Annotated in this window: 14 protein-coding genes; 6 read left to right on the top strand and 8 right to left on the bottom strand. The window is 76.5% G+C overall.

The annotated features are described in order from the left end of the window. Window positions 1-86: 86 nt before the first annotated feature. The 7 genes from rfaE2 to ACH5AO_RS15065 all read right to left on the bottom strand — a co-directional run bounded on the left by rfaE2 (window position 87) and on the right by ACH5AO_RS15065 (window position 8352). Window positions 87-1499, bottom strand: coding sequence for a D-glycero-beta-D-manno-heptose 1-phosphate adenylyltransferase (gene rfaE2, locus ACH5AO_RS15095; protein WP_398924687.1), 1413 nt, complete (start codon window positions 1497-1499; stop codon window positions 87-89). Then, window positions 1496-2122 carry an SIS domain-containing protein gene (locus ACH5AO_RS15090; RefSeq protein ID WP_398924686.1) on the bottom strand — a complete coding sequence of 209 codons (627 nt, stop codon included), beginning with the start codon at window positions 2120-2122 and terminating at the stop codon, window positions 1496-1498. The genes rfaE2 and ACH5AO_RS15090 overlap by 4 nt, the downstream gene beginning before the upstream one ends. Before the next feature lie 74 nt (window positions 2123-2196). Continuing rightward, on the bottom strand, window positions 2197-3444 hold the full coding sequence (locus tag ACH5AO_RS15085) for a glycosyltransferase (protein WP_398924685.1): 1248 nt from the start codon (window positions 3442-3444) through the stop codon (window positions 2197-2199). Window positions 3445-3742: 298 nt separating this feature from the next. Next, on the bottom strand, window positions 3743-4807 hold the full coding sequence (locus ACH5AO_RS15080; RefSeq protein WP_398924684.1) for a glycosyltransferase family 2 protein: 1065 nt from the start codon (window positions 4805-4807) through the stop codon (window positions 3743-3745). Beyond that, complete coding sequence (locus ACH5AO_RS15075; RefSeq protein ID WP_398924683.1) at window positions 4804-6468, bottom strand: carbamoyltransferase; 1665 nt, start codon at window positions 6466-6468, stop codon at window positions 4804-4806. Before ACH5AO_RS15075 ends, ACH5AO_RS15080 begins: the two co-directional genes overlap by 4 nt. A gap of 78 nt (window positions 6469-6546) precedes the next feature. Then, window positions 6547-7509: an NAD-dependent epimerase/dehydratase family protein gene (locus ACH5AO_RS15070; protein ID WP_398924682.1), complete on the bottom strand. Its 963-nt coding sequence runs from the start codon at window positions 7507-7509 to the stop codon at window positions 6547-6549. A gap of 333 nt (window positions 7510-7842) precedes the next feature. Further along, complete coding sequence (locus tag ACH5AO_RS15065; RefSeq protein ID WP_398924681.1) at window positions 7843-8352, bottom strand: hypothetical protein; 510 nt, start codon at window positions 8350-8352, stop codon at window positions 7843-7845. A 170-nt stretch (window positions 8353-8522) separates the two neighbouring features. On the opposite strand from ACH5AO_RS15065, the gene ACH5AO_RS15060 reads away from it, so the two are divergent. The 6 genes from ACH5AO_RS15060 (at window position 8523) to ACH5AO_RS15035 (ending at window position 13778) form a co-directional block, all read left to right on the top strand. After that, window positions 8523-9776 (top strand): cytochrome P450, encoded by a 1254-nt coding sequence (locus ACH5AO_RS15060; RefSeq protein ID WP_398924680.1) that lies wholly within the window; start codon window positions 8523-8525, stop codon window positions 9774-9776. A gap of 124 nt (window positions 9777-9900) precedes the next feature. Continuing rightward, on the top strand, window positions 9901-10089 hold the full coding sequence (locus ACH5AO_RS15055; RefSeq protein WP_398924679.1) for a hypothetical protein: 189 nt from the start codon (window positions 9901-9903) through the stop codon (window positions 10087-10089). A 23-nt stretch (window positions 10090-10112) separates the two neighbouring features. After that, window positions 10113-10808, top strand: coding sequence for a hypothetical protein (locus tag ACH5AO_RS15050; protein WP_398924678.1), 696 nt, complete (start codon window positions 10113-10115; stop codon window positions 10806-10808). Beyond that, window positions 10805-11782 carry a DUF6895 family protein gene (locus ACH5AO_RS15045; protein ID WP_398924677.1) on the top strand — a complete coding sequence of 326 codons (978 nt, stop codon included), beginning with the start codon at window positions 10805-10807 and terminating at the stop codon, window positions 11780-11782. The genes ACH5AO_RS15050 and ACH5AO_RS15045 overlap by 4 nt, the downstream gene beginning before the upstream one ends. Further along, window positions 11779-12696: a DUF6895 family protein gene (locus tag ACH5AO_RS15040; protein ID WP_398924676.1), complete on the top strand. Its 918-nt coding sequence runs from the start codon at window positions 11779-11781 to the stop codon at window positions 12694-12696. The genes ACH5AO_RS15045 and ACH5AO_RS15040 overlap by 4 nt, the downstream gene beginning before the upstream one ends. After that, complete coding sequence (locus tag ACH5AO_RS15035) at window positions 12693-13778, top strand: serine hydrolase domain-containing protein (RefSeq protein ID WP_398924675.1); 1086 nt, start codon at window positions 12693-12695, stop codon at window positions 13776-13778. Before ACH5AO_RS15040 ends, ACH5AO_RS15035 begins: the two co-directional genes overlap by 4 nt. 55 nt (window positions 13779-13833) lie before the next feature. On the opposite strand, the gene ACH5AO_RS15030 is transcribed toward ACH5AO_RS15035, so the two are convergent. After that, entirely contained in the window at window positions 13834-15204 is a 1371-nt protein-coding gene (locus ACH5AO_RS15030; protein ID WP_398924674.1) for an alpha-lytic protease prodomain-containing protein, read from the bottom strand. Window positions 15205-15249: the final 45 nt, after the last annotated feature.

The following is a 15249-nucleotide window of genomic DNA, read 5'->3' as shown; positions in this document are numbered from 1 at the left end:
GGGGGGGGCCCCCCCCCCCCCCCGGGGGGGGGGGGGGGGGGGGGGGGGGGGGGCCAAAACCCCCCCCCCCCCCCCCCCCCCCCGCCTCACCCGTCCGCCGCCCGAAGGGCGACCGCCGCCCGCGCCGCCCGCCGGGCCAGCAACGTCGTGGACCGCCCGTCCAGATACGGCAGCACCACCGCCTGCCCGCCCCAGGAACGCAACACCTCCGCCTCCGGCAGCTCCTGCACGGAGTAGTCCCCGCCCTTCACCCACACATCGGGCCGCAACCGCCCCAGCACCGCCTCGGGCGTGTCCTCCTCGAAGACCACCACCGCGTCCACGCTCCCCAGCGCCGCCAGCACCCTCGCCCGGTCCGCCACCGGCGTCAGCGGCCGCCCCGCCCCCTTCCGGCGCGTGACCGAGGCGTCGGAGTTCAGGCACACGATCAGGCAGTCACCGACCCGCCGCGCGCTCTCCAGCAGCCCGACGTGCCCCGCGTGCACCAGATCGAAGCAGCCCCCCGTGGCGACCACCGTCCCCCCGCGCGCCCGCACCTCCTCCGCCAGCTCGAACGCGTCGGCGGCCGGATCGTGCGCGGGACCGGGCACGGCCGGCGCGTGCCACAGGTCAGGGTTCCCCGCCCCGCCCGCCGCGACGAACGCCGCCGCCTCGGCGACCGCCCGCTGCAGCGCCTCCTCCGGCAGCAGCCCGTCGGCCAGTGCCGCGACCGCCGTCGCCGCGAAGCAGTCACCCGCGCCGCACGGATCCCCCACCGCCCGGAACGGCGCCGGGATCAGCATCGGCGTACCCACGCCGGGCCGGGTCAGCAGCACCCCGCGGTCCCCGAGCGTCACCGCGACCCCCGCCACCCGCCAGCGCTCGGCCAGTTCCGTCCCGCGCGCGGCGAAGGCGCCCAGCGACACCCCGGACACCCCCGGCGCACCCGCGCACAGGGCGACCGCCTCCGCCGCGTTGGGCGTGACCAGGCGCGCCCCCGGCACCGGGGGGTCGCCCTTGGGGTGCGGGTCCCACACCAGCGGCGTGTGCCGGGCCGCGTCCTCCAGCTGCGGACGCACGGCCCCCGCGGTGTGCCGCCCGTAGTCCGCGACGAGGACGGCGTGCGCGCCCGCGAGCGCCTCGCGCACCGCCTCGTCGGGCTCTCCCGGCGTCCCGCCGCCCCGGTCGATGCGCACCACGGGCCGCCCGCCCGCCAGCACCCGTGTCTTCACCGGCAGCGTGCCGTGCAGCGGCAGCTCGAGGAGCCGGACCCGGCCGTCGAGCTCCCGGCGCACGGCCTCGCTGGCCGGGTCGTCACCGAGCGCGGTCACCAGCACCACGTCCCGGCCGCCGCGGGCCGCGAGCGCGGCGGCCAGCCCGGCCCCGCCCGGATGCCGGCGGTCACCGGTGACGTCGACGACCGGGGCGGGCGCGTCCGGGGCCAGCCGGGTCGCGACCCCCTCGATGTCCTCGTCGAGCAGGACGTCCCCCACCACCACCAGCGGCTTCGGAGCGGTCATGACGTCCTCCCGGGGGCGGTCGCCGCACCGCGCGCGAGGGGCGCGGCCACGGCGGCGTCGAAACACTCGCAGAGCAGGTGCACGGCGACCAGATGCGTCTCCTGGACGGTCGCGGTGCTGCCCGCCGCCACGCACAGTGCGTCGTCCGCGGCCTCCGCCAGCGGGTTCGGGCCGGGCCCGGTGAGCGCCCACACCCGCAGCCCGGCCCGCCGGCCCGTCACCGCCGCCGCGATCAGATTGGCGCTGCGCCCCGAGGTGGACAGCAGTACCAGCACGTCGCCGGGGCGCCCGTGGGCGGCCACCTGGCGGGCGTAGACGTGGTCGAAGCCGTAGTCGTTGCCGATGGCGGTGACGCTGGAGGTCTCCGCGTGCAGGGCGAGCGCCGAATAGGCGCGCCGCTCCCGCCGGTAGCGGCCGACCAGCTCGGCGGTCAGGTGCTGGGCCTGGGCGGCGCTGCCGCCGTTGCCGGCGGCCAGCAGCCGTCCGCCGCCGCCGAGGACGGAGGCGAGGCGCCCGCCCCAGTCGGCGATCCGGGGCAGGCCGCTCCGGCGGAAGCCGTCGAGGGCCTCCTGGAGCGACCGGCAGTGCAGCCGGGCGGCGTCGAGCGCGGGGTGTTCGGTCATGGTGTTCCGGGCGTGCCGCCTCGAGGGGACGACGGCGGGACCCGCACCTCCTTCCAGGGTCGGACACCGGCAGGTCAGCCGGTTCCGGTCGCGGCGGGCTCGGCGTCGAGGACCTCGCAGTACACCGCCTCGGTGGCCGCGGCGATCCGCGGCCAGCCGTAGCGGCTGAGCACCCGGCGGCGGCCGGCCGCCCCGCACGCCCGGCGGGCCGCCGGATCGGCGAGCAGGCCGGCCACGGCCCGGGCCAGTGCCCCGGGGTCGCCGGGCGGGACCAGCCGGCCGGTGCCGGGGTCGGCGACCGTGTCGAGCTGGCCGCCGACCGCGGTGGCCACCACCGGACGGCCGCAGGCCATGGCCTCCAGCGGGACGATCCCGAAGGGCTCGTAGTCGGCGGGGCACAGCACCACGTCGGCGGAGCGCAGCAGCGCCGGCACCCGCCCGGCGTCCACCCCGCCGGTGAACCGGACCCGGTCGGCGACCCCGGCGTCCCGTGCGACGCCGCGCAGTCGGCGCACCTCCGGGTCGTCGTCGAGGCGGTCCGCGGGGGGACCGCCGACCACCAGCAGCTCGGTGCCGGGCAGCCGGGCCAGCGCGGCCAGCGACACCGCGGCGCCCTTGCGCGGCACCAGCCGCCCGAGCTGCACCAGCCGGTACCGGAACGGGCCGCGCGGCGCGACCGGGCCCACCGGTGTGAACCGGTCCGTGTCGACGCCGCACGGCACGACGCAGATCCGCTGCGCCGGCACACCCATCCGGATCAGCTCGGCGACCTCGTCCCGGCAGGTGGCGACGATCCGGTCGCAGCCCAGCCCCACCTCGGTCTCGCAGCCGATCCGCTCCGGCGGACTGGTGTCGGCGAGCCGCTGGTGCCGGCGCTTCACCGTGCCCAGCGCGTGGTACGTGTGCAGCAGCGGCAGTCCCAGTTCCCGGGCCGCCCCCAGCGAGGCCAGCCCCGACATCCAGTAGTGCGAGTGCGCCACGTCCGGGGGGCGCGCCCGCCACTCCCGGGCCAGCAGGCGCCCGAACTCGTCCATGTACGGCAGCAGCCGGTCCTTGGGGACCGGCTCGGCGGGGCCCGCCGCGACGTGGTGCACCTCGACGCCCTCGCGCAGCGTCACCCGGTCGGGCAGGCCGGGCGCGTCGCGGCGGGTGTGCACGGTGACGCGGTGGCCGCGGTCGGCGAGCGCCCCGGCCAGGGCGGCGACGTGGACGTTCTGCCCGCCGGCGTCCACCCCGCCGAGGTTGGCGAGCGGGCTCGCGTGCTCCGAGACCAGGGCGACGGACAGCACGCCCGGGGCGAGCGGGCCGGAAGCGGGGGTCATGGGCGCACCTCCGTGATCGGTCGCGGCACGGGCCGCGGCGGAATGTTCCTGGGCACCCCGGCCCACCGCCACGGCCGGACACCGGCCGCCCGCCGGAGCGGGCGGGCCCGCCGGCCGCACGGCGGGCGGACCGGGCGTCTCTCTCCCCGCGGCCGTACGGCCCGGGTGCGGAGGCCCGCCGGAGGGGAGGCCGTGGCTCCCGTCGGCCGGGACGCGGCCCCGGCGGGGACGGCGGCACCGTCGCGGAGGGACACGGACGGAGGGGCCGCGACCGGGGACGGCCGGCGGGACGGGCGGGTCACGAGGGGAGCCGTTCGCCGGCCGACGGGGAGTACGCGGCAGCGGGGGGACCGGCCCGGTGCGGGCGGGACCGCGCCGCGCGGTGCAGGGCGTGGCCGCGCAGCCAGTGCCAGGTCGCGGCGGGCGGGACCAGCACGCTGGTGAGGGACATGGTGACGATCTCCTCGCGGGTGCGCGGGCCCGGCAGGATCCGGGCGAGGGCGAACTCGGCGGTCCCCGCCAGCCACCCGAGGGCACACACCGCCGCCGTGCGCGGCCGGCCGGACAGCAGACAGCCCGCTGCCGCCAGGCCCGCCGCGGTCAGCGCCAGATGCGCGGGCAGCCGGCCCCGCGGTGCCTGCGCCCGCCGCCACCAGCCGCGCCCGTGCAGCCGGGTCATCAGCACGTCGTCGGCGTTGCCCGCCTGGAGCCGGACGGAGATACAGCGCCCGGCGGGCCGGACCGGATGGGCGGTGGTGCGGCGGCCCTCGGACAGGACCCAGCCGGCGTCGAGCATCCGCAGCGCCAGGTCCGCGTCCTCCCGGAAGGCCCTGCGGAACCGTTCGTCGAAGCCGCCGACGGCCTCCAGCGCCCGGCGCCGGTACGCCATGTCGGCGGTGATCCAGCGGGCCCGGGCGAGCCCGGCGGTGTTCCGCTCCCAGTCGGTGGGCGGCCGGTCCGGCGGCAGGGGCACCTCGATCCGGGCGGCGATCCCGGCGGTCGCGACGCTCGCCCCGGCGAGGTCGAGCGCCAGGTCGTCGGCCCAGGTGGGGCCGGGTACCACGTCGTCGTCGAGGAAGACGATCCACGGCGCGTCCCCGGCGGCCCGCCACCCGGTGTTGCGGGCGGCGGCCGGACCCCGCGCCCCGCCGGGCACGACGAGGGTGCGCGAGCGCAGCGACGGCGGGACGGCGGCGGTCAGCGGCGCACCGGCCGCGTCCGGGCGGTCGTCGACCACCACGACCCGTACCGGGCCGGGCCCGTCCGCCTCGGCCAGCGCCCGCAGGCACCGGCCGAGTCCGGGCCGGCCGAGCGTCGGCACCACCACCGCGTACTCCCCGTCCGGGGCGGCGGGGCCGGTCACCGGGGGACCTCGCCGTCGCCGGAGCGGAACAGGTCGCCGCGCCGGATCGCGTACGGGCCGATGGCCAGGAGGTCGACGGGGGAGGAGCCGAAGCACTCCAGGGCGTCGCGCGGATCGTCCACCATCGGCCGGCCCGCCGTGTTGAGGCTGGTGTTGACGACCACGGGCAGCCCGGTCAGCCGCTCGAACTCGCCCAGCATCCGCGCCACCAAGGGCTCGCGCGCCGGATCGACCGTCTGGATGCGGGCGGTGCCGTCGACGTGCACCACGGCCGGGACGCGGTCCCGCCAGGCGGGCGCCACGTCGTGCACGAACAGCATGTACGGGCTGGGCAGCGGCCCGTCGAAGATCCCGGCGGCCCGGTCGGCGAGCACCATCGGCGCGACCGGCCGGAACTGCTCGCGCCCCTTGACGTCGTTGAGCCGCTCCAGATTGCCCGCGTGTCCGGGGTGGGCCAGCAGCGAGCGGTGGCCGAGCGCCCGGGGGCCGTACTCGCTGCGCCCCTGGAACCAGGCGACGATGCCGTTGCCGGCCAGCGTCCGGGCCACGGTGGCGGCGATGTCCGCCGGCCGTTCGAAGGGGACGGCGGCCGTCTTCAGCCACGCCCCCAGCTCCGCGTCGGACCAGTCCCGGCCGAGGTCGGCTCCGGTCATGGGCTCGGGCCCGTCGCCGGCGCCGGCGGACAGCAGCAGGGCGCCGCCGAGCGCGGTGCCCGCGTCCCCGGCCGCGGGCTGCACCCACACCCGGGAGAACGGACCCTCGCGGGCGATACGGGAGTTGGCGACGCAGTTCAGGGCCACGCCCCCGGCGAGGGTGAGCACCGAGCCGTGGGTACGGCCGTGCAGCCAGCGCACCAGGTCCAGCAGGGTCTCCTCCAGGACCGCCTGCGCGCTCGCGGCGACGTCGGCGTGGTCCCGGGTCCACGGTTCGTCCGGGCCGCGCGGCGCGCACAGGTCGTGCCAGGGCACGCCGGTGGCGTGGAAGCCGCCGTCGCCGGTCGGATACACGTACCGGCGCAGTTCGGGCAGCATGCGCGGGGTGCCGTGGGAGGCGAGGGCCATCACCTTGAACTCGTCACAGGAGCGCAGGAAGCCGAGGTGCTCGGTGAGTTCCTCGTAGACGAGGCCGAGCGAGTGGGGGAGGTCCTGGGCGCGCAGGGGTTCGAGCCGGTCGCCCACCCGGCGGGCGGCGAGGTGCGAGGCGCGTTCGCCGCGGCCGTCCAGCACCAGCACGGAGCAGTCCCCGGCGTCCGGCGCGGCGAAGGCACCGGAGGCGGCGTGCGCCATGTGGTGCGGTACGAAGCGGACGAGCCCGGGGTCGAGTCCGGGCAGCGCGGTCCGCAGGAAGCCGGGTGCCTCCCGCGCGTAGGTGAGCCGCAGGTGGTCCCACGGGTCGTCCAGACCCATCGCGTCGGCCGGGCGGGCCAGCGCCGGGTCGAAGGAGTAGGCGACCGCGTCGAGGTCCTCCGGGCGCAGCCCGGCCCGCTTCAGACACCAGGCGGCGGCCCGCTCGGGCAGCTCCCAGGCGGAGAACGGCAGCGGGCGCTTGCCGTGCTTGCGCCGGGAGAACCTCTCCTCCTCCGCGGCGGCGACGGTCCGCCCGTCGATCACCAGGGCGGCCGCGGGGTCGTGGAAGAGGGCGTTGATACCGAGGATGCGCATGGGCGGACGGGCCTTTCACGGATCGGGCGGCCGGGTGGTGGGGCCGCGGTGTCCCGGGGCCGGCGGGGACGACCGCGCTCAGCGGCGTGCTTCGGCGCGGAACCAGTCGATCGTGCGGCGCAGCCCCTCCTCGGTGCCGACCAGGGGCTCCCAGCCGAGCTTGTCGCGGGCCAGCGTGATGTCCGGGCAGCGCACGGCCGGGTCGTCCACCGGACGGTCGATGTAGCGGATCTCCGACCGGGAACCGGCGAGCGCGACGACGAGACGGGCCAGGGCCAGCATGGTGATCTCACCGGGGTTGCCGATGTTGACGGGGCCGCGCATGCCGTGGCCGGCCGCCGCGAGGACGCCGGCCACCGTGTCGTCGACGTAGCACAGCGAGCGGGTCTGCAGGCCGTCACCGGTCACGGTGAGGGGTTCGCCGGCCAGGGCCTGCCTCACGAAGGTCGGCACGGCGCGGCCGTCGTGGCCGCGCATCCGCGGGCCGTAGGTGTTGAACAGCCGCACGATGCAGGTGTTCGTGCCGTGGGTCTCCGCGTAGGCGGTGGTCAGCGCCTCGCCGAAGCGCTTGGCCTCGTCGTAGACGCTGCGCGGGCCGACCGGGTTGACGTGGCCCCAGTACCGCTCGTCCTGCGGATTCTGCTGCGGGTCGCCGTAGACCTCCGAGGTGGAGGCGAGGACGAAGCGGGCCTCGGCGTCCTGGGCAAGCCTCAGGGCGTTGCGGGTGCCGCGACTGCCCGTCTCCATGGTGTGCAGCGGCAGCCGCAGATAGTCCGCCGGGGAGGCGGGGGAGGCGAAGTGCAGCACCAGGTCGGGAGGCCGCTCGACGGGCAGCTCCTCGGCCACGTCGGCCCGTACGAGCGTGAACCCGGGCCGCTCGAGCAACGGGGCGATGTTCTCCGGCCGGCCGGTGCTGAGGTCGTCCACGCACGTGACGGCGGCGCCCGCGTCGAGCAGGGCGGTGCACAGATGGGAGCCGACGAACCCCGCGCCGCCGGTGACGACGGCGTGCTCCCACTTCCGCGATATGACGGTGCTCATGCCGCCCAGCCTGAACCCGGCCCCCACGCACGGCACGACCGCCTACTGCATTCCGGTGAACGACGCAGCGTGACCACCACGTGCACCCCCGCCCACCGCGTGCAGTCGTGCCGCAGGGCGCCCCGCAACCGCGGGCAGTCGTGCCTCCCCCAGTGCCTCAAGGGCCTGGGAGGTACCCCCAGGGCGGCACGGGTGGGCGGTGGGGGTACCTCCCGCTCGAGCGGAGCCGAGAGATGGGGGAGGCACCCCGCAAGTGCCGGGCCGCGCGAACACCCCCCGGCTCCCACCAACGCGGGGCACCCGCACACGAGGAACCCGGCAGGAAGCCCCCCGTCACCTCACGAGCGTGGCGTCCGGGTCCAACCGGCCGAGCAGCGCCGACCGGTGAAGCCCCGCCACCGGACCCACCAGATCCGGATGCCGCAGCAACGCCGACGCCCGGCGATCCGTCTCGTCGGGCGCGACCAGCCGACGGAACTCGGCGGACCCGGCACCCCCCGTGAGCGCGGTCACCGCGAGACCGGCCAGCCCCGGATCGGCCAGCAGGCACACCGCCCAGCTCGCGACCACCTCGTCGACCCAGGTACGCCAGGCGTCCCCCGCGGCACCGTCGCCCCCGTCCGCCCCGGTCACCCAGTCGAGCCGCCCCGAACCCCCGGGCCCCGCCAGCCCGACCAGGGCGACGTCCATCTCCGTCGGATACCGCAGCCGCGCGGCGACGGTCACCGCCTGCCGCGCCTGCACCTCGCACAGGGCGGCCGCGAGCGCCCCGCCGGGCGCGGGAAAGGAACGGGTCAGCCACTGCGCGGTCGCCGCGATGACCGGGGAGAGATCTGCTTGCACTGCGGGCCGTCCGAGCTGCCGGGGTGAGAGAACCGCACGGAACGCTAGCCGCCGGCCCCCGGCCCCGATGTGACCCCTGCCTCCTTCGGCACGTGGTCTCGGACACATCTGAACGGGTGGTCCCGGCCGCGGTCGGAGTGTCGCGGCATCCCCCGGGGCACCCGGCAGTCATGGACGTACTCAGCCGCCCCATGATCGACCGCACCCTGCCGCTGTTGGCCGAGGGCTACGCCTGGCTGCCCAACCGGATGCGCGACACCCGCGGTCCCGTGGTCCGCACCCGGATCCTGGGCCGGCCCGCACTCGCCCTGCGCGGCCCCGAAGCGGTGCGGTTCTTCTACGACGAGCGGAACGTGCACCGGCACCGCGCCATACCCGAACCCGTACTCGCCACCCTGTTCGGCCACGAGGCGGTGCACACCCTCGACGGCGTCGCCCACCGCGCCCGCAAGTCCCTGTTCCTGCCGCTGCTCGCCCCGGACCGGATCGCCGGTCTCGTCGACCACACCACCGCCGCCTGGGACGAGGCCGTCCCCGCGTGGGGCCGGCGCGGCTCCGTCGTGCTGTTCGACGAGGCGAGCACGGTGCTCACCACCGGGGTCCACCGGTGGGCCGGCGTACCGCTGGACGACGCCGGCGCCGAGACGACGGCCCGCGACATGATCGCCATGGTCGACGGTTTCGCCACCGCCGGACCGCGCCACCTGCGGGCCCGGCGCGCCCGCGCCCGGCAGGAGGACCGGCTGGGCCGGCTGGTGCGGGACGTGCGGACCGGCACGGTCACCGCCCCCGCGGACTCGGTCCTCGACCTGGTGTGCCGGCACCGCGACGCGGACGGCGAGCCGCTCGACGAGAAGACGGCCGCGGTGGAACTGCTCAACGTCGTCCGCCCGACGACCGCCCTCGCCTGGTTCGTCGCCTTCACCGCGCACGCCCTGCACAAGTGGCCCGAGCACCGCGCGCCCCTCGCGGACGGGGACGTCCCGTTCGCCGCCGCGTTCGCCCACGAGGTGCGCCGCTTCTACCCGTTCGTGCCGTTCCTCGGCGGCCTGGCCGCCCGGGACCTGTACTGGCGGGGCGAGTGGGTCCCGGCCGGGGGACTGGTGGTGCTCGACGTGTACGGCCAGAACCACGACGAGTCGCTGTGGGGCGATCCGTACGCCTTCCGCCCGCGGCGCTTCCTCGAACGGCCCGTGGAGCGCGACGAACTGATCCCGCAGGGCGGCGGCGACCCGGGCGCCGGCCACCGCTGCCCCGGCGAGGGCATCACCGTCGGCGTACTGGAGGCGCTCGCGGTGCGGCTCGCCCGAATGGAGTACACGGTGCCGGAACAGAACCTCACGATCCCGCTGCACCGGGTCCCGACCCGCCCGCACAGCGGCGTCCTCCTGTCCGGCGTACGCCCGCCCGCCGCCTCCTCGTGAAGCCCCGGCACCCCGGCCTGTTGAAGAAGTGACGAAAGTAAGTACTGAGAAAAGTGGCGCAGTTCGTCCGGTATGGGCGAGTCTGGGAGGGAAGGTACTCGCTCCACTTCAGGGAGATGGTGTCATGCGTCCCGACCAGAAGGTCACCGAGGAACTCACCGGCATCCACAGCGCCGACATCGAGGCGGCACTCGACCCGGTCGAGACCGACGGTGTGTACCGCGACAGCCGGCAGGGCGCCGCTCTGGCCCTGCTCGTCGGCGGAGGCGCGCTGCTGCTGTCGCCGCCGACCCCGCGTCCGAAGAAGGGCTGAACGGACCGACCGGAGCAAGTGACATGGAGCAGTCAGGCGCTTCGACCCGTTTGCGGGCCGCGGTGCAGGACCTCGCTTCCGGTGTGGTCTCCGCCCTTCGGGACGGGGGCCGCACCCGCGCGGTCCTCCCGGCGGGGACCGACGGGGAAGCGGGGGACCTCGCGCTCGCCGCCGTACGGGTGCTGGGCGCGGACGCGATGCTGCCGGCCCTTCTGCTGGGCACCCCGCCCGACCCGGCGGAAGCGGCCGTCTTCCGCAAGGCGGTCGAGGCGTACCCGCCCCGTGCGGACGCCGCACCCACCGTCCGCTGGAGCCACTGGGGCATGGCGCGCGCCCTGCGGCGGATCGACCCCTCCTTCTCCTCCGGACCGCCGGACGAGCCGGGCACCGGCTGGCTCGACGAGGCGGGCTGGCAGTCCCTCACCCACCAACTCGCCGTACTGGCCCCGCTCGCCCTGCCCGGCGAGGACTGCGCGGTGGGAAGCGCCGCCGGGCGCCGCCCCGTCGACGTCGCCCGCGGATTCGTCCGGGCGGTGCGCCGCCGGGACTGGCGGCAGGCCGCCGGAGCCGGCCGCTGGCTGACCCTGCTGCCCGGCGTCCCGGACACCCTCGGCCTCGAAGCCGGCCTGGACTTCGTGGAGCTGATGGGGGAACGGGACCCGTACGTCGCGCTCCAGGTGCAGGCGGCGCGGCTGATGCGGACCGGAGCACGCGTGTGACCGCGCCCGGCACCCGGGACGTCCGGCGGGTCGCCGAGGACGCCCTCGCATGGGTGACCGCCCACCGCGCACGCTTCGCACTCGGCGAGGACGCGCTGGCGGCCGACGGCCGGGTCGACGGCACCTGGAAGCCGCTCGGCGAACTGGCCAGGGTCTGCGCGACCGTGACCCGCCGCACCGCCCCCGCCGACCCGCTGCACGCCCGGGCGGGCGCGCTGCTGGAGTTCGCCTGGCGGCAGACGCGCGACGGCGAACTGTTCGCGCTGCTGCAACGGTTGGAGCCGTTCGCCACCTACCCGTTGGAGGTGTACGCGGCCTTCGCCTCGGCCGGCTTCTCCCACCCCGCCTACGAGGAGGCCGCCGCCGTGGTCGCCCGCACCCGGGGCTGGCGGCTCACCGAGCAGGACCCCACCCGGCGCCTCGGCGTCCTGAAGGCCGAGGAGAGCTGCGGCATCCACCGGTCCGGAGGGGACCCGGCCCTGCTGCCGCGCACCTGGCTCGGCGGACTCCCCGAACCCTGGACCTTCGAGCGCGCCGCCGGATACGCCCTCACGCACGTCGTCTTCCACCTCACCGACTGGGGACGCGCCGACGACGCGCTGCCGCCGGACCTCGCCGGCTATCTGGCCGACTGGCTGCCGGCCTGGCTGGACACCTGTCTCGACGCCGAGATGTGGGACCTGGGCGGCGAGTTGCTGGCCGTGGCCGCGACCCTGCCCCGCGGCACTCCCGAGGACGTCGTCCCGCCGGACGCCTGGCAGCGCCTGAGGGCGGCGCAGGACCCCTCGGGTGCGATCCGGGAAGAGGGCCGCGACGACGGGGACGGCGAAGCCGTCGACCCCGAACGGTACTTCGCCCACCACTACCACTCCACCCTCCTGGCCGTCTTCGCGGCCGTACTGACCATGGCGCGTCCGGCCGGCGCACCCGTCGGCACCGGAACGCGGCACGGCCGGCAAGGAGCGCCGGCATGACCGACACCCGCCTGATCCACACCGTCGGAGCCGGCGCCGTGGAATGGCTCTGGGCCCACCGCGACGGCTTCCGGCTGGAACCCGACGCGGACCCGGAGACGGGGTTCCTGGAGCGCTTCAAACCGGTCGGTGAACTCGCCCTGATCTGCGCCGTGCTGTTCCGTGAGGGCGTCGCCGGCTCCCGCCAGGCCGCACTGGCCCGCCGGCTGATCGACCACGCCTGGCGCGACACCCTGGACGGCGGCCGCATGCTGGTGCGCGGACAGCGCACCGAACCGGTCTCCCCCGTCCCGTTCGAGGTGTACCTGCCGTTCCGGGAACTCGGGTACAGCCAGCCCGAGCTGGAACGTGCCGTCGTGCTCAACCACCGCCTCGGCAGCTGGCGGGCGTTCGAGGCGTCCCCGACCCGGCGGCTCGCGCTCTGCGCGTTCCAGCGCCGCTACGGACTCACCCCCCGGCCCCCGGAGTCCGAGGCCCTGCGCGCCACCTGGCTGGCCCGCACCCCCGAACCCTGGACCGTCGAGGGCCACATCGCCTACGACATCACCCACTGCGTGTTCCACCTGACCGACTGGGGGGAGAACCCCGGCGGACTGCCCGAGGACATCGCCGACTACCTCACCACCTGGCTGCCGGCCTGGATCGACGACTGGCTGGACCTCGAACGCTGGGACCTGCTCGGCGAACTCCTGGTGGTCGACGCCTGCCTGCCCCGGCCCACGCTGGACGAGCCGGCCTGGAAGGCCTTCGCCGCCGCACAGCAGCCCGACGGCGCCATGCCCGCGGTCCGGACGATGCCCGAGGGCGACGGGGAAGCGGTGTTCGACACCGTCTACCACTCGACGCTGGTCGCCGCCTTCGCCTCCGTCCTGGCCACCTCCCGCGCCCTGACCGAACTGGCCCGCGCCTCATGACGACGACGTACCGCACCCCCTGGCCGGGCCTCCCGCCCGACGACGAGCCCCCCGCGCACCGGACGGAGTCCCGCGCCGACGAGCGCCTGTACGAGCGGCTCGGCGACGCCGTCGTCGCGGTCGACGCGCCCGACGCCGTCTTCGCCGTGTCCCGGCACGGCCGCCGCACCGTACGCACCGGCGGCACCGCCCCACCCCCGGAACACCCGCGCGACACCCTCCGCTACGAGATCGGCTCGGCCACCAAGGCGTTCACCGGACTGCTCCTGGCCCACCTGATGGACAGCGGCCGGCTCTCCGGCGGCGAACCGGCCCGCACCCTGCTGGACGGCGGCCGGCCCGCCGGGTCGGCGCCGGCGACACTCGTCCACCTGATCACCCACACCGCCGGACTGCCCCGCCTCCCGGCCGGCTTCCGCGTCCGGGCCCTGCCCGCCCGGCGCGGCAACCCCTACGCCCGCTACCCCGACGCGCGCGTCGTCGACGCCTTCCTGCGCCACCGCCCCCACCACCGTCCCGGCACCCGCTGGCACTACTCCAACTTCGGTGTCGCCGTCCTCGGCCACGCCCTGGCCGCCGCCACCGGCACACCCCTGAACGACCTGATCGCACGGGAGCTGCTCGAGCCCCTCGGCCTCGGCGGCACGGCCCTGCGGGCGGACGCGGGCGGACCCGACGCCACCGGGCACGGCAAGGACGGCAGGACGACCGTCCCGGCCTTCGACGCGGGTGGCTTCCAGGCGGCCGGCGCCGTCCGGGCCACCCCGCACGACCTGCTCACCTTCCTCGAGGCCCATCTCGACCCGGCCCGCGCACCCGGCCTCGCCGGCGCGCTGCGCGCCGTACGCACGCCTGTCCTCCGCCGCGGACCCGGGCACCGGCACGTGCACACCACCGCCTGGTTCCGGCACCCGACGGACGGCGGCCCCCTGTACTTCCACGCCGGGGCCACCCTCGGCCAGCAGGCCTTCCTCGGCTTCCGGCCCGACACCGGGACCGCCCTGGCCGCGGTGTGCACCCGCCGCTTCCGCGCCCGCGACCCGTTCCAGGCCACGGCGTACGCCCTGCTCGCGCAGGAGTGACGCCGCCTCGCACGGACGGCGCCGGCCCCGGGCCGGCGCCGTACCGGTCACACGGTCACAGCCGCTGCCACAGCGCCGGGGTCCCGGCGGGCGCCCACGCGCCCTGCGCCTGGTGGGTCTGCAGGCACTGGTAGCGCACCCCGTCACGGGTCACCGTGGCGCCCACCTCGTAGATCCGGCCCGCGGTCCACGCCTGCGCGCCGTCGCCCTGCTGGTCCGGCACGGTCTGCGCCGCGGCGGTGGTCAGGGTGAGACCGAAGTCGCCGAGGATCGGGTTGACCGGCTGGTAGAACGTCGTACCGCCACTGGTGCAGTCACCGGACCCGCCGGAGGTGACGCCCTGCGCCTGCGCGCCCGTGACGTACGGCCCTCCGGAGTCGCCCGGCTCGGCGCACACCGTCGTCCGGGTCAGCCCGTCGACCCTGCCCTCGGCGTAGCGGACGCTGGTGTCGTGCTGCTCGATGGTGCCGCAGTGCCATCCGGTGGTCGAGCCGGAACGGCACACCGACGCCCCGACGAGCGCCTGCGCCGAACCGGTGACCTGCACCTCCTGGCCCTCCTGCGCCTTGACGCCGGGCGTGGGCGTCCACTGGTCGTTGGTGGCCACCCACGCCATGTCCTCGCCGGGGAACGTGGAGGCCTGGAAGACGCCCTGCGCGGTGCGGTCGTACCCGGTCGTGGTCGCGCCGGGATCGCCGCAGTGACCGGCTGTGACGAAGCCCGCCTGTTCGCCCCGGGTGACGGAGAAGCCGACGGAGCACCGCGCGGAGCCGTCGATGTAGAAGGCGTCGCCGCCGGTGATGTCCTGCAGCAGGCGCGGCCGTTCCGTCGTCATCCGGATGCCGATGTCCTCGCCCTCGAGTCCCGCGGCCTCGACGAAGGCGGTGCCGGCCGCCTGGCTGGTCGCCTGCACCACGACCCGGTTCCCCGGTACGTCGACGTACCAGACGGGCGTGTCGAGGGTCTCGACCCGCTCGGCCGCCGCGTCCAGTTCGGCCTTGGCCGCCTTCAGTTCGGCCAGCGTCCGCCGGACCACCTTGGCCGTGGCGCCCTCGGCCTCGATGGCCGGCGCGTCCTTGGCGTCGGTGGTCGCGACCGTGAGCTCCCCGGCCGTCCTGCCGTGCACCCAGGCACCGGCGAACCGGTCGCCGAGCGCGTTGCGCAGCCGGCCGGCCCGGGCGCCCGCCTCCGCTTCGTTGACCAGCCGTTCGGAGGCCTGCGCCGGGTTCAGCCCCAGGTCGCGCCGGAGCGCCGCGAGCAGGTGGGGCGAGGGCCGGTCGGCGCCGAGGGTCTGGGCGGCACCGGGCGCCGGCCCCGCCACGGGCGTGGGGTCGGCCGCCGCGGCGCAGGGGAGTCCGGCGAGGACGAGGGCGCCGAGCGCCGTGAACGCCGACCGGCGTGCGACCCGGACGTGTCTGAGGACCATGCGGTACGTCTCCTTCATGTGCGGTGCGGAGCAGCGGAGGAGACT

Source organism: Streptomyces sp. NPDC018964 (assembly GCF_044390325.1).
GTDB lineage: Bacteria > Actinomycetota > Actinomycetes > Streptomycetales > Streptomycetaceae > Streptomyces.
Note: the sequence above shows the minus strand (reverse complement) of the source record. Positions and strands in the feature narration are given on the sequence as shown.